The following is a 23183-nucleotide window of genomic DNA, read 5'->3' on the forward strand; positions in this document are numbered from 1 at the left end:
AGTATCAACTGGAGGAAAAAACATGTCAAAAGGAAAAAAGATTTTTTTGATTATTTTTGGTATCTTGGCCGTCTTGGTGATTGGAATCGTGGGTGTCGGTGCGAAATTGTATATGGATCTCTCAGGATCGATCCAAAAGACCTATGAGTCGGTGGAGCGGGATCAAGAGGAAACCAAACGCGAAACGAAAGTTGATTTGGCACAAAATCAATCCTTCTCTGTGTTATTGATGGGTATCGATACAGGGGATCTAGGAAGGGTCGAACAAGGGCGCTCTGATACGATGATGGTGGCAACCGTGAGTCCAGAAGACAATCAAACAACCATTGTCAGTATCCCTCGCGACACCTATGTTGATATCATAGGCCGTGGGACACAAGACAAAATCAACCATGCCTACGCATTCGGCGGCCCGGCGATGTCGATGAATACGGTGGAGAACTACTTAGATATTCCGATCGATCACTATATTTCCATCAATATGGCTGGTTTGAAAGAGCTGGTAGATGCTGTTGGCGGGATTGAAGTCAACAACGATTTAACCTTCTCACAAAGCGGGTACGATTTTACAATCGGTAAAATCACACTGGATGGCGATCAAGCTTTGGCTTATTCCCGAATGCGCCACGAAGATCCGAATGGTGATTATGGTCGACAAGAACGGCAACGCAAAATTGTCGAAGGGATTGCCCGTAAAGTATTGAGTTTTGATGGTGTGAGCAAATACCAAGGGATATTATCAGCGGTTGAGAGCAATATGAAAACCGACATGAGCTTTGACGATTTGCGGACCATTGCACTGAATTACCGCGATGCCTTCAATACTGTCAAACAAGACCAATTAAAGGGTGAAGGCTTCATGCAAGACGGGATTTCATACCAACGTGTCAGTGATGATGAATTAGCTCGAGTTCAAACAGAGTTGAAAGCCCAATTGAACTTAGATAACGAATAGGAAAGTGGAGAAATAATGGAAGAAACGATTAGTTTAAAAGAAATCTTCGAAATTTTACGCAAGCACATAACAACAATACTGATTTCAATGTTTGTTGGACTGGCACTTGCCGGAGTCGCAACATTCTTTGTTATCACACCTAAATATAGTTCACAAGCGCAATTGATTGTCACATTGCCACAGTCAGAAACCACCAATGCCAATGATGTGAATACCAATCTGCAAATGATCAATACCTATAAAGATATGATCGTCAGCGATTTGGTGATGAATGAAGTCAAAGACCGCTTAGAATCAGAAAACAATATTGACATGACCGCCGGACAAATCAAAGAAGCAATCGCGGTCAATCAATCGCAAAACTCACAAATGTTTTCTATTCAAGCCACAAGTCCCAATGCGGTCACAGCGCAACGAATTGCGAATACAACTTCTTTGGTCTTCCAAGAAAATGCCAAAGACGTCATGAATGTAGACAAAATTTCGATCGTGTCCAGTGCAGTAGCTAGTTCATCACCGGTCTCTCCAAACAATAAATTAAATTTGGCGATAGGTTTAGTGCTTGGTGTGATGGTAGGGATTGGATTGGCCTTCTTATTTGAACTGTTAGATCGAACGGTCAAAGATGATAAGTTTGTGACCGATACCTTAGGATTCACTGTCTTAGGAACTGTACCACAGATGACACAGAAAGAACTAAATGCAACAATTCCCAAAAAAGAAGCAGCACCAGTAATGAAAAAGCCAGCAAGTGATAAGTCGGCTGAATCTCGGCGCAGTCGGTCTAGGGTATAGGAGGAGAAAATTGATGGCCAAAAAACAAGAAAGAAAAGTGACCCAAACCCACGCGGTAAGTTTGATTACATTAGTTGATCCGTCTTCTCCGATTGCAGAACAGTACCGTACGATCCGGACCAATATCCAATTCGCTTCCTCTGCAGACCGTCAAATCCAGACGCTGGTGATTACTTCTTCTGGACCAGGGGAAGGCAAATCCACTACCTCTGCAAACTTAGCCGTGGTATTTGCGAAATCTGGGCAACGGGTATTATTGGTCGATGCGGATTTGCGAAAACCAACCGTCTATAAAACCTTTAATCTGAATAATACGTCAGGATTAAGCACAGTCCTAAGTACATCTACCAGCATATTAGAAGCAGCGCAAAAAACGATCATTGATAACTTATCTGTATTAACAAGCGGGCCAAAGCCGCCAAATCCATCAGAATTACTCGGTTCAGCGAGAATGAATCAAGTCATCGAAGAAGCCAAAAATTTATATGATATCGTGATTTTTGATATGCCACCCGTAGTTGCGGTCACAGATGCCCAAATTATGGCATCTAAAGTCGATGGCACGATCGTCGTGGTCCGGGAAAACGTTTCGAGGAAAGAGTCTTTGAGTAAAGCCAAGGAACTCTTGAATATGGTTCAGGCTCATGTTCTAGGGGTTGTTTACAATGGTGCAGAACACAGCAAAGATTCTGGCTATTATTATTATTACGGAAACTAACTGATTGGAGACGAGAGAAATGATTGATTTACATTGTCATATATTACCAGGTGTTGATGACGGAGCCGAGAATTTGGAAGCAAGTATCGCCATGGCTGAAAAATCAATCAGTCAAGGGATCACCCACATTCTATGCACCCCCCATCACAACAATGGAAAGTATAGGAATCCTAAATCTGACGTCATTTCTCTGGTTTCTTTTTTGCAATCAGAATTAGATCGGCGCAATTTGCCATTAACAGTCTTAGAAGGTCAGGAAGTACGCATCACAGGAGATTTAATTGAGGGTATACGACGAGATGAAATTCTTTTTACAGATTTAGAGGATACGTATATTTTGATAGAATTTCCTACAATGGAAGTTCCTACTTATGCAGAACGCACATTCTTCGAATTAAAAAGTTTAGGCATGACCCCCGTGATTGTCCATCCAGAAAGGAATGCACATTTCAGAAAGGATCCCAATCATTTGATCCCATTCTTAGAGATGGGGTGTTTGGCGCAATTGACGGCACCCAGTTATGTGGGGATCTTTGGCAAAGATATTCAGAAGACCGCAAAACTCATGGTTGAACATAATTTGGTACAAATGATGGCTTCTGATGCGCATGGGGTTAAAAAACGTACTTTTTATATGCGGGAGGCTTATGATCAAATAGCGAAAGATTTTGGTCAGCACAAAGTGACAAAAATGAAAGATGTTGCAAAAGATTTGATTAATGGGGATCAAATTGATTATCCAGAATATATAGAAGTGAAAAAGAAAAAGTTTGGTTTATTTTAGGGGGCTTTTGGATTGTTTGATTTAACAAGACGAAGAAAGATTATTACATTGATTTTAGTAGATAGTTTGCTACTGGTTATAGCAAATATGGCATCGTATTACTTCATGAAACCATTTGTATCGATACCAATGGATTTTGTGCGTCTCTCTACAGTCTTATCTATTGTATTTTATTTAATATTTGGGTTTGTTTTCCGTGTTTTTTCAAGAATCAATCGGTACACAAACCTGAGTGAGATGATTGCGATTTTTCTTGCATTGTCATTTGGCTCACTCGTGAGTATCGCATGTTTCTTCTTTGTTAATGAAAATTATAGTTTACGGATGATTACCTTTACGTATTTTCTATCGCTTTCCTTTATCATATCTAGTCGATTGATATGGCGACTGTATGTAGAAAAAAAGAACAGTCGCTATATTACCAGCGATCATACCAAGAACACTTTGATTGTGGGGGCTGGTGAAGGTGGACGTATTCTTTACAATAGTTTTTTAGGCTCAAAAACAGCCAGTGAAATAAATGTGATAGGTTTCGTTGATGATGATCCGAATAAAAAGAACACCTATCTATCTGGTAAGAAAGTATTTGGTAATATTAGCCAATTACCAGAATTAATTGAAAAATACGAGATAAAAATGATTACGATCGCCATTCCTTCCCTCTCTCGCAAAAAATTACGCGAAATTTTTGAAGCAATTGAGCCATTACATGTTAAAGTCAATACAATGCCATCCATGGAAGAAATGGCTTCGGGCAAAATCAGTATGTCACGTCTGAAAAAAATTGATGTCGTGGATTTATTAGGTAGAGATGAAGTACAGTTGGATATTGATTCAATTAAAGATCAGATTACTGGCAAAACGATTCTTGTTACAGGCGCAGGCGGATCGATTGGATCAGAGATTTGTCGCCAAGTGATTCAATTTAATCCTTGTAAATTATTACTTTTAGGGCATGGTGAAAATTCGATTTATTTGATCGAGCGTGAATTAAAAAATACTTACAAAGATAGTATCACAGAGATTATACCAATTATCGCTGATGTTCAAGACCGTAACAGAATTTTTGATGTTATGCATGCCTATCGCCCAGATATTGTGTATCATGCTGCTGCACACAAACATGTACCATTGATGGAATATAATCCAAGAGAAGCAGTAAAGAATAATATTTACGGATCAAAAAATGTAGCAGAAGCTGCGAAATCTGCGCAAGTGAAGAACTTTGTGATGGTATCTACTGATAAAGCAAACAATCCACCTAACGTGATGGGGGCAACGAAGCGAATCGCTGAGATGATCGTTACAGGATTAAATGAAGAAGGCTGTACCAAATTTTCCGCGGTTCGCTTCGGGAATGTATTGGGATCTCGTGGGAGTGTGATTCCGGTTTTTAGAGAACAGATTGCAAAAGGCGGTCCAATTACTGTGACAGATTTTCGCATGACAAGATATTTTATGACGATTCCGGAAGCAAGTCGCTTGGTGATTCAATCAGGTGCATTGGCAAAGGGTGGAGAAATTTTCATATTAGATATGAGCGAACCAGTGAAGATTGTCGATCTTGCCAAAAATATGATTCGTTTGAGTGGCTATAGTGAAGACGAAATCGAAATTATTGAAACAGGTATCCGGCCAGGTGAAAAATTATATGAAGAGTTGCTTCTGGATAAGGAACGCAACGATGAAGCGGTATTTGAAAAGATTTTTGTAGGAAACATCAAAGGTTATCCCATAAATGAAGTCATGGATGTCGTTGAAAATTTACCACAAGATGACAATCAATTAGCAAAAGCAGTTGTTCATTTTGCGAATGCTTCCAATAAATAGGAGTGAATTTAGATGTATAAGGAAGGGTTAAAACGGGGAATAGATTTTTTTATGTCTTTAGTGGGTATCATCATTCTATCGCCTGTGTTTTTGATATTGTGTGTAGCGATCAAGCTAGATTCAAAAGGACCAATTATTTTTCAGCAAAAGCGAGTGGGCAAGAATAAATCACATTTTTATATTTACAAATTTCGAACTATGAAAGTTGACACACCGAAAGAAATGCCAACACATCTATTGGAAAACCCTGATTTTTTTATCACAAAAGTGGGTAAGTTTTTACGGAAAACCAGCTTAGATGAATTGCCGCAGCTATTTAACATTTTAAAGGGTGATATGGCAGTTATTGGTCCAAGACCTGCGTTATGGAATCAATATGATTTGATTGATGAACGAGATAAATATAATGCAAACAATATTCGGCCTGGTTTAACTGGTTTAGCACAAATCAGTGGGAGAGATGAGTTAGCAATTGATCACAAAGCTAAATTGGATGGATTATATACTGAAAATATATCATTTAGTATGGATGTAAAATGTTTTGTTAAAACAATTATTTCTGTTTTTAAAAGTGAAGGTATTGTTGAAGGAAGAACAAGAGGTATTGATGAGGAGGTAAAGTAATGAAGCGTATACTCATTACTGGACAAAATAGCTATATTGGTTCCTCATTTGTAAACTGGATGAAGGTTTATGAGAGAGAGTATCAGTTTGATACAATTGATTTAAAAGATAGCAGTTGGAGGAATCGTGATTTTTCTATTTATAATTCAATTATTCATTTAGCTGCCATTGTTCATGTGAAAGTTAAAAGTGAGGCCATATATTATCAAGTGAATCGTGATTTAGCAGTTGAAGTAGCTAAAAAGGCACTGAAAGAAAATGTACAACAATTTATATTCTTTAGTACAATGTCTGTTTTTGGTAAAGATACTGGAACCATAACAGAGCATACAATTCCTAAACCTAATAATCCTTATGGTAAATCTAAACGAGAAGCTGAACTGCTTCTTACTGAATTACAAAGTGACAATTTCAAAGTAGCTGTCGTCAGGCCACCGATGATTTATGGCCCTCATGCAGTTGGAAATTATCAAAGACTTTCAAAATTAGCAAATAAAACGAAGTTGTTTCCAAAAGTTTATAACAAAAGAAGTATGCTATTTTCAGAGAATTTATTTCGTTTCATCAAGATATGCTTAGATAATGAATTGCATGGTATATTTCATCCTCAAAACTCAAAATATGTGAATACTACCGAATTAGTGAAACAAATTGCTATTGAGAATAGGAAAAATATTTTTTTTGTTAGAGGATGTTCATCTTTGATAAATATTTTGTCCAAAAAATTTAAATTTTTAAACAAAGTTTTCGGGAGTTTAACATACGATAAAACTTTATCTGGAACACCCGACACGTATTTTGGAGAAGTGTATATGGATTATGCTTCAACCGAGTTTGAAACGAGTATACGTCTCACAGAGAATAAGGATGATTACCAATGAAAAAAATTTTATTGATAGCAAACCATCCCAAATATGTATTTAACTTGAGGAAAGAATTGGTAGAAGCACTTTTAAAAAAAGATTATACAGTTGGAATTTGTTGTCCATATGGGAAAGAAATTGACTATTTTACTGAGTTAGGATGTCAATTTTTTGATAGTAATTTAAATAGACACGGAAAAAGTCTTCCGGAAGAGCTCAAACTTAAAAGTGAATACGGAAAAGTTATGGATGAATTTCAACCGGATGTTAATCTCCTTTACACTATAAAGCCTAATATTTATGCGGGGTTGGAAGCATCTAAAAGAGGTATACCTTCTATTGCTAATATAACAGGTTTAGGATCGCCATTTCAAAATAATAATCTATTAAAAAAAGTTCTTATTTTGATGTACAGAAGGACATTTAAAAAAATTGATACAGTAGTTTTTCAAAATGAAGAAAATCAACACTTTTTTGTGAAGAATAAGATAAAAACAAATCACGAAATTCTTTTGCCTGGCTCAGGAGTTAATTTAAAAACTTTTAGTTATCTAGATTATCCTAATAATGATAAAATTAAATTTATTTTTATTTCAAGAATAATGAAGGAAAAAGGGATAGATGAATATCTCTTTTCAGCTGAAGAGATTATGAGAGAAGTTGACAATGTAGAATTTCACATTGCAGGGTTTATTGACGGTGATTATGAAGAAATAATTCGGTTAAAAGAATCAGAAAATATTCTTCAATATCACGGTATGGTAGATAATGTTCAATTGCTGTTGCAAGAAATGGATTGTTTAGTTCTACCTAGTTATCATGAAGGTATGTCCAATGTTTTATTAGAAGCAGGCGCATCAGGTAGAGGTGTAATTGCCACTAATATAGCAGGATGCAGAGAAATTATTGAACATAATGTTACTGGGTTACTATGCCGACCTAGAGATAAAGAAAGTTTAAAGAATGCAATTTTGCATTATTTGAAATTGGGATATAATGAGCGTCAAACTATGGGGAAAGAAGCAAGAAAAAAAATTTCCCAGGATTTTGATCGTCAGATAGTTGTAAAAAAATATATCGAAAGAATTGAGGAATTATGTTATGAAAGAACTATACCAACAAATTGTTGAGAAAAATGAAAAAATTTCTTTAGTAGGACTAGGTTATGTAGGAATGCCAATCGCGGTAGCTTTTGCAAAAAAAGCCCAAGTAATAGGGTTTGATTTGAATAAAGAAAAAATTGAATTATATATAAATGGGATAGATCCTACAAAAGAAGTAGGAGATGAAGTAATCAAAAAAACTTCTGTAGAATTCACTTCAGAACCTAGTGATTTGAGAAATGCAAAATTTCATATTGTTGCTGTACCAACGCCAGTTAACGAAGATCATACACCAGATTTAACTCCTGTTGAATCTGCAAGTCGTATCGTAGGTCAAAATTTAACAGCGGGATCTATCGTAGTTTTTGAATCAACTGTTTATCCTGGTGTAACTGAAGATATTTGTATACCAATACTTGAAGAAGAATCTGGTCTAAAATGCGGAGAAGATTTTAAGGTGGGGTATTCACCTGAACGAATCAATCCGGGTGATAAAATTCATAGACTAGAAACAATTGTTAAAGTGGTATCTGGAATGGACAAGGAGTCATTAGACACTATTGCAAAGGTTTATGAATTGGTGGTAGATGCAGGAGTACATAGAGCTGCATCTATAAAAGTTGCTGAAGCTGCTAAAGTTATTGAAAATTCACAGCGTGATATCAATATTGCTTTCATGAATGAGCTTTCCATGATTTTTCATAAAATGGGAATTGATACAAAAGAAGTCTTAGAAGCTGCTGGAACCAAATGGAATTTTCTTAATTTTTCTCCTGGTTTAGTTGGCGGTCATTGTATTGGTGTTGATCCATATTATTTAACGCATAAAGCAGAACAACTAGGATATCATTCACAAATTATTCTAGCTGGACGTCAAATCAATGATGATATGGGGAAAGTCGTTGCTGAGAGTGCAATTAAACTTATGATTCGAAATAAAAAGAACGTGGCAGAAGCAAAAGTAGGTATATTTGGATTTACTTTTAAAGAAAATTGTCCAGATACAAGAAATACAAAAGTGATTGATATAGTAGACGAATTAAAAGAGTTTAATATAGAGGCTCTTGTATATGATCCTGAAGCTGATGCGCAAGAAGCAGAAAAAATATACGGCATTAAATTTGTTGATGAATCAGAGATGAATAATTTAGATTTAATGATTATAGCGGTAAACCATGACTCTTTTGTTCAAAAAGATAATAGTTACTGGTTAGATAAGGTTAATGATCAAAAAGTTATTATGGATTTAAAAGGAATGCTAAATAAAACAGACATAGAAGAAAAAAATGTTTCATATTGGAGATTATAATTATGGGGTATAAGAATGTTGTTTTTCCAGAAGGTAGTAAATTTCTTGTCACTGGTGGTGCTGGATTTATTGGAAGTAATTTATGTGAAGCATTGCTTGAAATGGGATACAAAGTTCGTTGCTTAGATAATTTATCTAATGGATTTTATAGGAATATCAAACCATTTATAAGTAACGAAAGTTTTGAGTTTTTCAATGGAACAATAACGGATTACGAAGTTTGTGATAATGCCTGTAATGGTGTGGACTATGTTTTACACCAAGCTGCATGGGGAAGTGTGCCTAGAAGTATAGAAATGCCTGTGTACTATGAAGAAGTCAATATTAAAGGAACTGTTAATATGATGGAAGCATCGGTCAAAAATAATGTGAAGAAATTTGTTTATGCATCAAGTTCGTCGGTTTATGGAGATAGTCCAACATTACCAAAAGTAGAAGGTGATGAGGGAAATGTTCTCTCGCCATATGCTCTAACAAAAAAAGTTGATGAGGAATATGGGAAAATATACGCTAGATTATATGGTTTAGAAACTGTAGGACTAAGGTATTTTAATGTATTCGGACGTAAACAGAATCCTGATGGAGCTTATGCTGCTGTAATACCTAAATTTATACTATCTTTATTAAATAATCAATCTCCAGTTATAAATGGTGATGGGAAGACTTCACGTGATTTTACTTATATTGACAATGTAATCGAAGCTAATTTGAAAGCCGCTATTTCTGGTAGTAATGTAAGTGGAAATGCATATAATATAGCTGCTGGGGGCAGAATTAGTCTTAATGATTTACATGGAGTAATTTCTGAGTATCTAGGTAAAAAGAATATAATGCCTATTTATAGAGAAGAAAGAGCAGGAGATATAAAGCACTCAAATGCAAGTATTAGTAATGCAAACAATGATTTGGGTTATAATGCAAATATTAATTTTTATGATGGAATAAAAAAAACAATAGATTGGTATAAAGAAACTGTTTAATGGTGAAATAAGATGAAAATTTTGTTTGTTGCGCCCAATTTGAATGCAGGTGGTGCAGAGAAAGTCTTTGTTACAATAGTAAATAATCTTTCTGAAATCGGATATAATTGTGAAGTAATATTACTTAAAAAAGAAGGTAAACTTTTAGATCGTTTATCTGAAGATATTGTTGTTCATGATGTTGGAAATGGCAATATAATTTATAAATTATTTGCTTTAAAAAAATTAATTTCTGAGAAATCACCAGATTTAGTATTTTCTATTATTGGACATGTTAACGTAATGTTAGCTTTTCTAAAATTCTTTTTCTTTAGAAGACTTAGGTTTGTTGCAAGAGAAAACGCAGTACATTCAGTATGGTTTAAACAAGATATAAATCTTAAGAAAAAAATTCTACTTATTTTGTATAAAATCCTACTTAAAAAACTTGACTTAGTTATTGTACAAACTGAATTTATGAAAACTGATGTAATTAATATGTTTAGATTGAAAGAAAGTCAAGTCGTAGTAATCTCAAACCCTATAGATTTTGAACAAATAGACTATCTTAAAAATCAACCTCTTGATAATGAGATTTTATGGGATGAAAGCAAAGAGCATATTATAGCTGTTGGAAGATTGGAGGATGTGAAGGATTATCCACGAATGATTCAAATGATGAAAAAAATTCCAGATAATTTTGTCTTAGATATTTTTGGAATAGGTAAAGAAAACAAAAATTTAAAAACTCTTATATATGAAATCAATGTTGAAGATAAAGTTTTTCTACATGGATATAATAGAAATGTTTATAAATACATGACTAACTCTGAATTTTTAATAATCACATCTAAGCGAGAATCATTTCCAAATGTTGTTATTGAAGCTAATGCCTGTAGCATTCCAGCTCTTAGTTTAAACATACCCGGTGGAATTAGCGAAGTTATAAGTATTGATAATATAAATGGCAAGATATTTGATAAAGAATGTGAGTTGGAAAACTTTATAAAAAATGGCGAATTTAAATATTTCTCAAAAAGTAAAATAAGAGATTTTGCGGAAGAAAACTTTTCAATATCTGATTTTATGGATAAAATATTAAAAGTTATCATAAGCAAAGGAGATTGAAGATGATTTGGGTTTACTATATCTTTGTTTTAATTAATTTATTTATATTGTTAACGAAGAAACAAAAATTCACTTTTGTTGATTTATATTATATATCTTCTTTGTTTTATTATCTCAATGCATTCTTCGGAGAAATATATAGTTTGCACAGTTTAAGATTTCCTATTCCCTTAGAAATTAATAATACAACTTATATATTGTTATGGCTTAATCAAATAATAATATTGATGTTTTATGTCATTCCAAGGAGATATAATAAGAATCTTATATATGAAGAACCAAAAATGAATTATAATTTAGTTTCTTCTTATAAAATTGTAGTGTTGTTTTTATTCATTGCTGCTTTGTTTTTTACTATTGATATGAATTTGTTTACAAGGGTTGAGTTTAACAAAAGTGAACTATTACAAGATTCTAGCTTCATCGAAACATATTTTAAGTATGGATCATTTTATTTTTTTGTTAGTGGATTGTATCTATGGAAAGAATTAAACTCAGTATGGAAAGTCTTAGCGATTTATCCACTAATTGTAACATTTCTAATGGGCCATCGCTCATTTATAGTACTTTCCTTAATTGCCTTCTTTATTATTTATATAAATAAGAATATAAATAAAAATAACTTGATTACCTTTTTGAAAAAAAACAGAAAAATTATTATTGCTGCTTTATTTTTAATAAGTTTTGTTTACATTATAAAAGGAGTTTCTGGAGCACTATTTGTTGGAGATACTGAATTAGTAAAAGAAAGATTATCTTCTCCGAGTTACTACTTTGATAGCTTTAAAATGAGCGAATCTAATATAATACTAAATCATATAAATTACGTTGTTTCGTATGGTTTAGATATAAGTAAAAGTACTTATACTGGTATTTTGTCTTTATTAATACCATTCATAGGAAGATTTTTTCAGATAGAGTCGTTCAATTCATTTTTACAAGCATCATTTTATCCTGAGTATAATCCAGGGACTTTAGGCAATTCTTTCATAGCAGAAGCGTATGCGCAAGGAAGTATTATATTAGTTGTATTTTTGATTATTATATTGTTAACTTTCGCTAATGTTTTTTTTAAATTAACAGTTTCACCAAAAACGTCTTTATTTCTGAGAACATGGGCAATGACGGTCGGGATAGAATGTGCATTCTATATTCATAGAAATAGTTTGTATACTTTCTTTGTTCGATTAAGGGTGTATTTGTATCTGACTATACTATTTTATCTAATATATACTTGCTACAATATTTTTAAGCAAACATTAACAAAAAGGAGATAACGTATTGAAGAGTATTAATGAGGATATCGCTTTTGCAACTAAGTGGGCTGGGACTGCTGAGGTTATGGCTAAATTAGTTACTCCTATTTCTAATATGATTTTAGCTCGTGTACTAACTCCTGAAATTTTTGGTATTGTTGCTACAATAACAATGGTGAATAGTTTTGCTGATATTTTTTCGGATGCAGGATTTCAGAAATTTTTGATTCAGCATGAATTCTCAACTAAAGAAAAACTTTATAAATCGACAAATGTAGCTTTTATTACAAATCTAGCTATTTCTATCTTGGCGTGGCTTATTATTTTTCTATTTAGAAATAATATAGCAAATATAATAGGCATTCAGGGCTTGGGAAATGTTTTAGCAATTAGTTGTTTAACATTACCACTGACATCTTTTTCAAGTATCCAAATAGCACTATTTAAAAGAAACTTTGATTTCAAAAAATTATTTTATGCTCGTTTTGTTGGAATTTTAACTCCATTTTTTGTAACAGTACCATTAGCTTTCGTTTATAAGAACTATTGGGCAATGATTATTGGTACGTTGATAGGACAACTTTTCAATGCTTTAATATTAACTTTTTTATCTGATTGGAAACCAAGATTTTATTATAATTTCCACAAACTAAAAGAAATGTTATCTTTTAGTTTGTGGACATTATGTGAATCATTACTTAGTTGGCTAGGAAATTACGGAGGAATATTTGTAATTGGGATATACTTATCTAATTACTATTTGGGTCTTTATAGAACTTCAATTAATATATCAAATTCTATTCTTTCTATAATAATTTCTTCAACATTACCTGTTTTGTTTTCATCACTATCAAGATTGAATAATGAAAGAAAACATTTTTTTACTGTATATTATGATTTTCAAAAGAACATTGGTCTTATTCTTATACCTCTAGGTACGGGAATATTCTTATATAGAGATTTAGTAACAGGTATTTTATTAGGGGATCAATGGCATGAAGCAGCTAATTTTATAGGGATTTGGAGTTTAGCAAATGTTTTCAAATTGCTATTAAGTTCGTACTGTTTAGAAGCATTTAGAGCAATTGGTAAACCTAAGATATCTGTCTTTATTCAAATGCTGCAAATATTAGTTATGTTACCATTGCTATATTGGGGAGCACAACAAAATTTTCAAATATTATACTTGATAAGAAGTTCGATATGCATTATATTAATAATTTTTTCACTTATAACTTGGAATGTTATTTTTAAGCAAAACTCTTTAAAACAAATTTTAAATATTTCTCCTTATATAATATCATCTATCATTATGTATTTTATTGGAACATTATTGCAAGTGATTTCTAACTCTTATATTTGGAGTTTTGTTAGTATTGTATTACTAATAGTTGTTTATTTCGTTATTTTAACAACTTTTTTTAAAGAAGACAGAAAGAAAACTGTTAAACTTTTAAACTCTTTTTATTTTAAAATAAAGAAAAGGACGATGAATGGAAAATGATGAGAACTTTAAGGAAGATTATTTCTATTTTTCAATCTCCTGAGATTTTTGCAAGAAAACAAGGAGTAACAGTAGGTAATGGTTGTAGTATAATGACAAAAAATTTTGGATCGGAACCCTATTTAATAAATATTGGAGATAATGTACAAGTAACTAAGGGAGTATCTTTTTTTACCCATGGTGGTGCATGGTTATTAAGAATGGAAAACCCTAATTTTGATTTTTTTGGTAAAATAGTTATAAAAAATAATGTTTATATAGGTAATAACACTCTGCTAATGCCGGGAATCACGATTGAAGATAATGTTATAGTAGGTGCAGGTAGTGTTGTAACAAAATCGGTTCCCACCGGTAAAATTGTGGCTGGTAATCCTGCAAAAATTATTGGAGAATATAGTGACTATAAATCGAGGATGGATAAATATAATTTGAATACTAAAATTATGAATTTTGATGAAAAAAAGAAATTTCTTTTATCATTGGACGAAAGCAATTTTATTTCAAAAAAGTTTATGTAAACACTCATTAAGATGATTATGAAGAAGAGAACCAGATACTATCTGTACCAATTATTTAAGGTATCAATTGATAAATATGTTAATTCTAGAATGATTGTTAAAATGGAACAATCATTTTTCAAAAATCTGTATTACCTCCGTACATTCTTTATGGGAAAACATATGGGCTTTCATTCTGAGCTCACTTTTTAGTTCAAGATTATGTCAGCACCCCTCAATCCATAATTTTCAAACTGCTCTTTGTAATAGAAAAAGTTGTATCCTTATAATGATTGTTATTCAATTGTCCATTATATGATATTGTGAACAAAAATCGAAAACTATTGTTTGGAATGTTTATTTTTTTATCAGTAATAATTACTGGATTAAAAAAATTTCTTATTCCTCAAACCACTTTCAATCGTCTGCTCAATCTGATTCCATTTTTTACGTGGAAGATAGATCTCAATTTTCACAAATTCTAACTTATCAATTAATTCAGAAGTTAAATTATCTATCTGTTGATTCTCCATTTTTTGTAATTGAAGTAAAATCAATAATTGCGCCTCCAGAGTAAATAAATGCATCATTTCGCAAATTTCTTCTACACCATCTAAGTTAGTTAGAAGTACATTTTGCAGATAAAGAAAGAAAAAATCATATTTATTTTTATCAGGTAAAATTTCTTCAGTTTTGAGTTTGGTTAAATCGGTTAATGTATACAAATTATTTTCTTCCTTATCTAAAAATCAATTTTTTTGTTTTTGTATACTTATTCTAACAATATTTAAAATACGGTCAAATTAAAGGCTCTGAGAACAAAGTAATTTTTTGTTGAATATTTTTTCAAGGATACGTAAAAAAAATTTGATCTATTACATTTTGTCGGTACAATCACACAAAAATATTTGATGTCGTCAGTTTTACTACTGATTTCCGTGTGTATCGTTAGTTTTAGGATGCCCTCACCATTTGTTTTTATGAATGGTGAGGGCATCACGTGCTTGTTAATAAGAAATCTAGACGGATGAAGTCTATAGGAGTTTTCTACAAGTTGTGCGAGGAGGGTAGACACGGGTTTGAATCCAACCTTAGCTTGTGCCGTATCTAACCCCTCTGTGGAAAAATTTGTAATGGTCTATTTCAAGACCTATGGGGTAAAGACAAATTTCAATCGAGCAGCTAAATAAGTATGAAAAAAATTAAAATGAAGAAAAACTGATTTCCCTGATATTAACTTATATGAAAAAGCGTAAACCATTGCCTATTTATAGAGATTGTTCTAATCATAGAGATTGGCTTTATGTAAATTATTTTTTTCGTGCGTCTACTTGTTCTGAATAAAGGTGAGTCATGGAAATTTATAATGTAATCAGTCTCCAGAAAATGACCATCTCCTTAAGATTGATTACCTAAAGCAGTATGATCAATATAGATGTGTGCGCACAGAATTCGTAGACGGCTACCTAGGTCATAACCAGAGATATGAGGTAGGACTCTTTTGGGGAAATCAGTTTGATCTTTTACTGTCTCAAAATTACTTGTTAACGTTAGTTTAAAATACACCATTCCAAGTAACTAATAAAATTTTGTGAATAATTAACAAAAAAAACACTGTTATTAAAAAAATTATTTCTGATTGTGTGCTTTCTAAAGTACATAAAAATCTATTGCAAATCCTTGAAATAAGCAAGAAAAATGAATAAATTTTTTTTGTCAAAAAAAAATCGTGTTATCTTTGAAAAATAGGGAGGGTATTTACTCATTTTAATTTAATTTAAAAATAACAATAACTATTGTTTTTGTTTGTGCGTTTCTTTTAAATGGTTTTGTGTCAATAAGAAAAAGAATGAAAATATCATTTTCATGAATCTTGTTAAATAGTGCCATTGAAGCGTTTGATTGATTTGAGAAATGAATATCCGTTCAATTGGTTTAGATTTTGTGAACAAAATAAAATCACAAAATAAAGTTTTTTTTGTTTTACGCTTACACCTTCTTATGATATATTTAATCAAGGGAGTTGAACTCTCATTTTTTTATTGTTATTGGTTGTAAAAAAATAAGGCCTATCTCATAATCAATTAGATTTGGCTTCCCTGATAAAAAGGTAAAGTGGTTTAAGAGGCTTGCCTCTTTTCCAAATATGTAAAAAAGGAGGTCCAGCGAATGAAAAAAATTGTTAGTGTGTTAGTTGCGTTTGTGGTATTTCTTTCTTTAGCGGTTCCAGCTCAAGCGGCGGAAGGCGCGATCACAAATGATGAACAGCGTATCTTGACTGCACTCGACCAAGGAGTTACTGTAGGTGGCAAAACTTTCAATATCACAGCTACTGATAGAACCCAAGCTGAAAACTACTTGAAGCAAAAAGAGTTAACAACTGCTGAAGTAGATGCTGTTGTATCAAACATTGATGCTGCTCGTGCATTAGCCGCAGCCCAAAATGTTGATGTAACCAATATCAATAGCTTGCGTGAATTATTGTTAGCTTTCCCAACAGATGTTGTTGCGCAATTGAAAGACTATGTCTTAGCAGCAGCAGATGTATTGGGATTGAAAGTTACTTTCGGTCCTGGTTCAGTGTCAATTGTCGATACTACGGGTTCTGACAGCGTAACTTCTGGCGGCAGCAATCCTGTTTATACAACAGGAAGTGCTGTGAAACAAACTGGCGTTTCTTATGTAGCAAGCATTGCTACAGTGGGCGCGCTACTAGTGATCGCAGCAGGTGCGTTTGTAGTAGGCAAAAAGTCTAAACTTGCGTAGTGTGCGAAAACTTTTGAAGAGAATAGGGGCAATGATCATTGCCCCTATTGTTTTCTTGATCATAGGCTACTCACTTATGTATGTGATTGGCAAACCTGTCATCCAATTTATTACGTCTTCGGTGGATATCATTCTTTTGAATGAAGCCCCTAATTTTGATTTTATTGAAGCCTCTGAAATTAAAGTGGTGGATAATGAGCAATTAGATACTGATGAAAACAATGAATTGCCTTCTAGTACTGTTGACTATCCAAGCGGTGGCACACAATACGGGAAAGTAAAAATCGATGCGTTAAAAATGGATGTGCCCTTATACTTTGGTGATACTGCCGAAATTTTGCGTTTAGGCGCTGGACAATTTATGGGATCAGTCTTTCCGGGAGAACTGGGAACGACGTTGATCGGTGGTCATAATACCGATACATTTGGGAAATTGATCGGTATTCAAGATGGAACAGAAGTAGAAATTCAAACCACTTATGGCAATTATGTCTTCAAAGTGGTGGATGAAGAAATCAAAAATAAAGCGGATGCTGACATCCAAACACTGATCGAACAGCGTGATAAACGTATCTTATTACTTTATACGTGTTACCCAATCGATAGTTATCAATTGGGTTTAACAGATGAACGCATGTTTGTGACGTGTGAATATGTGTCGGGTCCAATCATCAATGAGCAGACGTAGGAGGGATATGTTGAATAATCAAAAGTGGTTGGCTAAGCTACCCAAAATCATACTCGCCTTTGTCTGTTCATTGTGTTTGTTTTCTTTAATGGTATTGGGTGTATTAAGGTCTACCTTGTTTAACCAAGAATTTATGGTGGATCAGGTGCATGAAACCAAATATGCCGAAATGATCGCCAAAGAAATCAATACCAATATTGCAGATATCGGCTTAGCAAGTAATATACCGGCAGAGGTCCTTTCAGACGTGGTACCGGCAGAAGTCGTCCAACAAAATATTGATAGTTATATCCGTGGAATCTACACAGATGTGCCATTTAACTTGATTGGTACCGACCAAATTGAAGCCAATATGGATCAAGCAATCGCCAAATATGCCGAAGAAAAGAACATTACGATTTCAGAAGAGATGACGAAGAATCTGACGTATATGAAAGAGTCTGCGATCTCGATCTTTGACCAATATGTCAAATTGCCTTACTTGCTTACGTATGGGCATAAAGTCATGCAATTTGATGATACCTTGATTCTGCTATTTATTGTCGCAGGTGTTGTATTCCTGTTGCTGCTGATCGGTACAATGATGGTGATCGGCAAATGGTGGCATCGCCGCTTGCGTTATAGCGCGTATATCTTTGGCGGCGCTGGGTTAATGATGGTCGTTGTGCCGATGCTGATCTACACGAGTGGCTATATCGAACGAATTGCAATCAACTCACACGCCATCTATCTGTTTTTGACCAGTTACTTGACAGACTTTATTCTGCGCTTTGTCTGGGTAGGCGTAGGGTCGATCATCCTTGCTTTCATTTTATGGGGTGTCAGTGAACCATTGCGTGTCAAAATGAGAAATGCGATAAATCATTAGAAAGTGGAGTCATTCATGGAAGAAACTATTAGCTTAGAAGAATTATGGAACATCTTTAAGAAACGCTTTGCCTTGATTTTGGTCAGCACTTTATTAGGTATTGCTGTCGCAGGCGGGGTTACTTTTTTTCTCATCACCCCAATGTATTCCTCTTCGGCCGAGATGATCGTTCAGGCAAAAGCAGAAGAAAATACCAATTTACAATCTGATATTAATGGGAATGTCTTGTTGATCAATACATATAAAGATATGATCAATGGTGTTTTGGTGATCAAAGAAGTACAGACCCAATTGGCAGAAGAGAAGAATTATTCCTATAGTGTTGCGCAGTTGAAAGATGCGATTTCGGTGGCGCAGTCGCAAAACTCGCAAATGTTCCAGATTGTGGCTACTTCAGACAATCCCGTAGTGGCAGCTGATATTGCCAATACGACAGCCAATGTCTTCAAAGAGAAGGCGGGCGAAGTCCTAGATGTGACGAAAGTCACCATCACCTCTGAGGCCACGATCCCTAACGCGCCGATTTCACCTAATAATAAATTGAACTTGGCCATTGGTTTTGTGATCGGCTTTATGATTGGTGTAGGTTTGGCCTTTTTATTGGAACTAATGGACAAAACTGTCAAAGATGAAGATTTTGTATCAGAGACATTGGAATTGCCAGTGATGGGGACAATTACTGAGATGTCACGAAAAGAATTGCATGAAGGCTACGATGTTGATTTATTCAAATTAATCACCAACAAAGATAATCATGCAGAAGACGGCGCACCTTCGCGTCGGACAAGAAAACGGGTATAGGGGGGATCTGTCATGGCAAAGAAAAACAATAATGTCGCTCCAGTATCGTTAATGACTGTTGCGAATACGAATTCTGTGATTTCAGAACAATTGCGGACGATTCGTTCCAATATCAATTTCTCCTCTGTCGATAAAGATTTACAATCAATGGTGATCACGTCATCAGGTGCTGGGGAAGGGAAATCAACAACCGCAGCCAATCTAGCCGTAGTCTTTGCCAATAGTGGCAAGCGGGTTCTTTTGGTAGACGCCGATTTGCGTAAACCGACTGTGGCATTGACATTTCACTTGCCAAATCATCGAGGGTTAAGTACGTTGATTGCTGATCGAACGAGTCAAATCGATCAACATATCCAAGATAGTGGTGTAGAGAATTTATCGATCATGACCAGTGGACCAATACCGCCCAATCCATCAGAGTTGCTTCAATCTCAACGCATGACGGATCTCATTTCTGATTTGATCGCACAATTTGATCTGATTATTTTTGACATGCCACCGATCGGGGTAGTCACAGATGCACAAATCTTGGCTGCCAAAACGGATGGTACGTTATTGGTCGTTCGGGAAAGAAAGACGACCAAACAAGGCTTGATCAAAGCAAAAAAATTGTTGAATCTGGCCAATGCCAATCTGATTGGTGTGGTCTACAACGGTGTCAAAAAAGGAAATAATGATAATTACTACTATTACGCCTAAACAAAACGATAAGGATTGATGATGGATGGGTTATAGATAGGCTGCCAGAAGTATGGCGACACAATTTTGGCCTTTCCATCATGATTCGTTACGTTTCAATCAGTAAGATCCTGTCAGCTTTCGTGGATGGGGTCTTTTATGTTTTGTAAAGTGTTTAGAGGATCAGCCACCGGTTGAGGTCTTGCTTAAAGTATTGGTTGGCAGGCGGAACTATCTTTGACTGATGGATTGTCGAGGCCGCTTCGCTGAAAGTAATCCTGTATGTCACTGACAATTGAGTTGTGATAGCTTTTGCAATGTAGGGTGTCTTGAGGGTGTTCTTTAGACATAGGGCCCGTACTTGTTTCAGAAGTGGTCTGAAAAGCAGTATGAGTAAAACGTATCATGAAAGCGGTGTTAATTATGGGGTCGAAATGCATTTTTTGTGAAATAATCAATGGAGAACAATCTGCGAAAAAAATTTACGAAGATGATGATACCTTAGCTTTTTTAGCAAAAAGCAATGATGTATTCGGACACACAGTGATTATTCCAAAACAACATGTCCATGATTTATTGGACTGTGCACAACCTCTTTTGAATCAAACGATGCGAACCTTGAAACATGTTGCCACTTATTATGTGGAGAAATGCGGTTTCTCAGGAATCAATATACTCAATGCAAATGGGATCGCTGCTGAGCAGTCGGTTCCCCATCTTCATTTTCATATCATCCCTCGAATGGAAAGTGATACGAACCAAACGTGGCCCAATTTTACTGCCCATACCCATAGTTTAGAGGAGGCTCACCAAAAGTTGACAATGATGTGAGAACAAAAATAGTTGAGGGATGAATGAGGCATTGTGCAAGTAATTGTCTCTTTTCACTAATATGCAATATGATAATTTGGAGACCTATTTCCGAAATATTTATATCTTAAATAATAAATAACCTCCTGTAATCGAGTCCATGCATAGGGCTCGATTACAGGAGGTTTCTTTTTGATCATTCTATGGTACGTAATGAGGGAGCGGACTATCAGCGGTTTTGCTTAATATACAGTGAATATACCAGCTTTTCTATCGGGTATCATGTAACAAGTCACCGATATGGATCATCCATCGACACAATAGACATTGAGGCAAACTTTATCGTTCCCGGGAACTTAGCCTATTGATCGTATAAGTAGATAGCAGCGGTGCGCGCGTTGTCAATTTTTAATAAGTGTGTTCGTTAAAAATCGAGAAGTAATAGGCCATTAAACTGCCGCGTTTTCCAGGAATATCTGCATAGCTGGTGTTTTGGATAATCTTGGTGATTTCTTTGGAATAGGGCAAATGTAAATATTCATATAGACTCATGTTCTCTTGAACGACCGTTGGCGTAAAATCTCTCTTCATGATGCCGTGGGCAATAAAACTTGTATACATATTGTTCCTTACACTTCGTGGTTCGATGGGCGAACGAAAGCTGATCGTGTTGAATAGATGAACGATGGTTTCGTGGGTCCCAGCAGACAGGTTCTGAACACTGGCAGGGTTGAGCCAGATGGTGGCCGGACTTTTGGCATTGGTCAAAGGAAACAAACTATATTCACTGGTTGCGATCGGTGTTTTATACTGTCTGGTTGATGGCTGTTGTGTGAGCATGAGATTCATGGTTTCTTTATAGATGCGATGATCGAAATGGTGATAATGAGACAAAATCATTTGAATAATGGCTGAGGAGCGGCGTGTCACCAAAGCGATGCTGTTTTGATAGATCAGTAAACACTGTTCGTAGTCATAATATGCCAGAGGCAAGATCAAAGAGATGGCTTGGTCGAAATGAATTTGAGGGGTTGGCAGTAAAGCAGACGGCATCGGGTCAGTATTTTCTGAAGTTAGGGGCAATCGCAAGTGAGGCAGCATTTCTTCAACAGGTTGGCGGTAATGACTTCTTTCAACATGAGACGTAACGGGGTGTTCGATGGACTGTTCAGGCATAACTTCACTCCTTGAAAGGGTTTTCTTTAACTATAAAAGACATCGGATTATTTTGCAATAATTATTCAAAATTAGTGAAAAAAATACAGATTCAGGACGATTATTGATTTCTTTGTTTTTGTTACGCTTAGGGTACCGCGCGGAAACAAACGTAAAGGAATGAACGATCAATGGATGTTGAAAGACTAATCAAGCAGTATGAGGGATTATTTCATAAAGTGTTGATGCGAGCGGGTGTTTTCCGCAACCATCCTGAGTATGAGGATTACTTGCAAGAAGTGCGCATATTGTTCTATCAGCGGGCACAAAACTATTGTGATCAAGCATCGTTTCAAAAAGACAATGAGATTGGCTATTTGTTTAGCTTCTTGTTATGGCGTGTGATCGATCTGCGAAGAAAGCAGACAAGACAAAGCAAGGCGATTCCGGTCTTATTGACGCAAGTGGAACCGCCAATGCACCAGCCCCAAGTAGCAGTTGAGTGTGATCTCTTGTTCTTGCAATTTTGGCTGCAATTGTCGGCGAAAGAGCAGGAGATGTGGATGAAGTGCCATAACGAAAATGAAAGCAAGCAGCAGCGTTACTATTACCGGAAAAAAATGCAAGCAGCTTGGGAAAGGTTTATTGGCGGTGTATAAGACATTGGGATGATTGCTAACAGATCGATCTAAGAATTAGGGAAGTGTGCATGCTGGAGATTGGATCGAATCCTGCAGGTTTGGTCCAATTCTGCAGATTGCAGGCAACGCATTTTAGTGAAGTGTCAAAGCACTTTCCTTAAGTGTGTGATTAGATGATCTCGCAGAGCTTCTGTTGGCTCTTGACACGCAGCCGAAGGTGAAGGGAAGTCTTGAAACCATAGGCGCTTTGTTTGATGACATTGACCCAAAGCTTGATCTAAATGTAGAGGAATAGATAAAAAACAAGACCTTTCTAGAATCACACTCGATTTTTAGGAAGGTCGTGTTTGCTGTTAGAGACAATAACCATTCACTTTGGGTCGGGTCAGACAAACGTTCGCTGTATTTGTTTAGCAAAAATCATGTCTGACAAGATAAACATATGAAAACT

Annotated in this window: 23 protein-coding genes; 21 read left to right on the forward strand and 2 right to left on the reverse strand. The window is 35.1% G+C overall.

Annotated features, from left to right (window positions below; translation table 11 throughout):
- Nucleotides 1–22 precede the first annotated feature (22 nt).
- The 14 genes from IGI41_RS04315 to IGI41_RS04380 are packed head-to-tail and all read left to right on the forward strand — an operon-like array spanning nt 23 to nt 14346.
- The gene (locus tag IGI41_RS04315) at nt 23–955 is read left to right on the forward strand and encodes an LCP family protein (RefSeq protein WP_430611563.1); all 933 of its coding nucleotides are present in this window, start codon (nt 23–25) and stop codon (nt 953–955) included.
- Nucleotides 956–970: 15 nt separating this feature from the next.
- A complete protein-coding gene (locus IGI41_RS04320) occupies nt 971–1750 on the forward strand; it encodes a YveK family protein (protein WP_430611565.1) in 780 nt (259 codons plus the stop codon).
- A 13-nt stretch (nt 1751–1763) separates the two neighbouring features.
- The gene (locus tag IGI41_RS04325) at nt 1764–2468 is read left to right on the forward strand and encodes a CpsD/CapB family tyrosine-protein kinase (RefSeq protein ID WP_430611568.1); all 705 of its coding nucleotides are present in this window, start codon (nt 1764–1766) and stop codon (nt 2466–2468) included.
- A 19-nt stretch (nt 2469–2487) separates the two neighbouring features.
- Nucleotides 2488–3252, forward strand: a complete 765-nt coding sequence (locus IGI41_RS04330) for a tyrosine-protein phosphatase (protein ID WP_430611570.1) — start codon at nt 2488–2490, stop codon at nt 3250–3252.
- Between the two features lie 12 nt (nt 3253–3264).
- Nucleotides 3265–5082: a polysaccharide biosynthesis protein gene (locus IGI41_RS04335; RefSeq protein WP_430611572.1), complete on the forward strand. Its 1818-nt coding sequence runs from the start codon at nt 3265–3267 to the stop codon at nt 5080–5082.
- 12 nt (nt 5083–5094) lie between these two features.
- Nucleotides 5095–5706, forward strand: coding sequence for a sugar transferase (locus IGI41_RS04340; RefSeq protein WP_430611574.1), 612 nt, complete (start codon nt 5095–5097; stop codon nt 5704–5706).
- A complete protein-coding gene (locus IGI41_RS04345) occupies nt 5706–6587 on the forward strand; it encodes an NAD-dependent epimerase/dehydratase family protein (RefSeq protein ID WP_430611576.1) in 882 nt (293 codons plus the stop codon). Before IGI41_RS04340 ends, IGI41_RS04345 begins: the two co-directional genes overlap by 1 nt.
- Nucleotides 6584–7699 carry a glycosyltransferase family 4 protein gene (locus IGI41_RS04350; RefSeq protein WP_430611578.1) on the forward strand — a complete coding sequence of 372 codons (1116 nt, stop codon included), beginning with the start codon at nt 6584–6586 and terminating at the stop codon, nt 7697–7699. Before IGI41_RS04345 ends, IGI41_RS04350 begins: the two co-directional genes overlap by 4 nt.
- On the forward strand, nt 7671–8981 hold the full coding sequence (locus IGI41_RS04355) for a nucleotide sugar dehydrogenase (RefSeq protein ID WP_430611580.1): 1311 nt from the start codon (nt 7671–7673) through the stop codon (nt 8979–8981). Before IGI41_RS04350 ends, IGI41_RS04355 begins: the two co-directional genes overlap by 29 nt.
- A gap of 2 nt (nt 8982–8983) precedes the next feature.
- Nucleotides 8984–9961 (forward strand): SDR family oxidoreductase, encoded by a 978-nt coding sequence (locus IGI41_RS04360; protein ID WP_430611582.1) that lies wholly within the window; start codon nt 8984–8986, stop codon nt 9959–9961.
- Between the two features lie 12 nt (nt 9962–9973).
- Nucleotides 9974–11068, forward strand: coding sequence for a glycosyltransferase (locus tag IGI41_RS04365; RefSeq protein WP_430611584.1), 1095 nt, complete (start codon nt 9974–9976; stop codon nt 11066–11068).
- A 2-nt stretch (nt 11069–11070) separates the two neighbouring features.
- Nucleotides 11071–12345: a hypothetical protein gene (locus tag IGI41_RS04370; RefSeq protein ID WP_430611586.1), complete on the forward strand. Its 1275-nt coding sequence runs from the start codon at nt 11071–11073 to the stop codon at nt 12343–12345.
- A gap of 4 nt (nt 12346–12349) precedes the next feature.
- Nucleotides 12350–13828 (forward strand): oligosaccharide flippase family protein, encoded by a 1479-nt coding sequence (locus IGI41_RS04375; protein WP_430611588.1) that lies wholly within the window; start codon nt 12350–12352, stop codon nt 13826–13828.
- Nucleotides 13825–14346, forward strand: a complete 522-nt coding sequence (locus tag IGI41_RS04380; RefSeq protein WP_430611590.1) for an acyltransferase — start codon at nt 13825–13827, stop codon at nt 14344–14346. Before IGI41_RS04375 ends, IGI41_RS04380 begins: the two co-directional genes overlap by 4 nt.
- Before the next feature lie 365 nt (nt 14347–14711).
- On the opposite strand, the gene IGI41_RS04385 is transcribed toward IGI41_RS04380, so the two are convergent.
- Entirely contained in the window at nt 14712–15050 is a 339-nt protein-coding gene (locus IGI41_RS04385; protein ID WP_430611592.1) for a hypothetical protein, read from the reverse strand.
- Between the two features lie 1444 nt (nt 15051–16494).
- Between IGI41_RS04385 and IGI41_RS04390 the strand changes: the two genes are divergently transcribed.
- The 6 genes from IGI41_RS04390 (at nt 16495) to IGI41_RS04415 (ending at nt 20957) form a co-directional block, all read left to right on the forward strand.
- Complete coding sequence (locus tag IGI41_RS04390; protein WP_194185248.1) at nt 16495–17091, forward strand: hypothetical protein; 597 nt, start codon at nt 16495–16497, stop codon at nt 17089–17091.
- A gap of 13 nt (nt 17092–17104) precedes the next feature.
- On the forward strand, nt 17105–17779 hold the full coding sequence (locus IGI41_RS04395) for a class D sortase (RefSeq protein ID WP_430611594.1): 675 nt from the start codon (nt 17105–17107) through the stop codon (nt 17777–17779).
- A 10-nt stretch (nt 17780–17789) separates the two neighbouring features.
- Nucleotides 17790–18647, forward strand: coding sequence for a hypothetical protein (locus IGI41_RS04400; RefSeq protein WP_430611596.1), 858 nt, complete (start codon nt 17790–17792; stop codon nt 18645–18647).
- Between the two features lie 15 nt (nt 18648–18662).
- Nucleotides 18663–19448, forward strand: a complete 786-nt coding sequence (locus IGI41_RS04405; protein WP_430611598.1) for a YveK family protein — start codon at nt 18663–18665, stop codon at nt 19446–19448.
- Nucleotides 19449–19460: 12 nt separating this feature from the next.
- The gene (locus tag IGI41_RS04410) at nt 19461–20147 is read left to right on the forward strand and encodes a CpsD/CapB family tyrosine-protein kinase (protein ID WP_311904243.1); all 687 of its coding nucleotides are present in this window, start codon (nt 19461–19463) and stop codon (nt 20145–20147) included.
- A gap of 384 nt (nt 20148–20531) precedes the next feature.
- A complete protein-coding gene (locus IGI41_RS04415; RefSeq protein WP_430611600.1) occupies nt 20532–20957 on the forward strand; it encodes an HIT family protein in 426 nt (141 codons plus the stop codon).
- A 387-nt stretch (nt 20958–21344) separates the two neighbouring features.
- Here the strand turns inward: IGI41_RS04415 and IGI41_RS04420 are convergent, their stop codons facing one another.
- Nucleotides 21345–22112: a hypothetical protein gene (locus IGI41_RS04420; RefSeq protein ID WP_430611602.1), complete on the reverse strand. Its 768-nt coding sequence runs from the start codon at nt 22110–22112 to the stop codon at nt 21345–21347.
- A 170-nt stretch (nt 22113–22282) separates the two neighbouring features.
- On the opposite strand from IGI41_RS04420, the gene IGI41_RS04425 reads away from it, so the two are divergent.
- On the forward strand, nt 22283–22750 hold the full coding sequence (locus tag IGI41_RS04425) for an RNA polymerase sigma factor (RefSeq protein ID WP_430611604.1): 468 nt from the start codon (nt 22283–22285) through the stop codon (nt 22748–22750).
- The last annotated feature ends 433 nt before the right edge of the window (nt 22751–23183 follow it).

It is taken from the genome of Enterococcus sp. DIV0876 (assembly GCF_050529585.1).
Lineage (GTDB): Bacteria > Bacillota > Bacilli > Lactobacillales > Enterococcaceae > Enterococcus_D.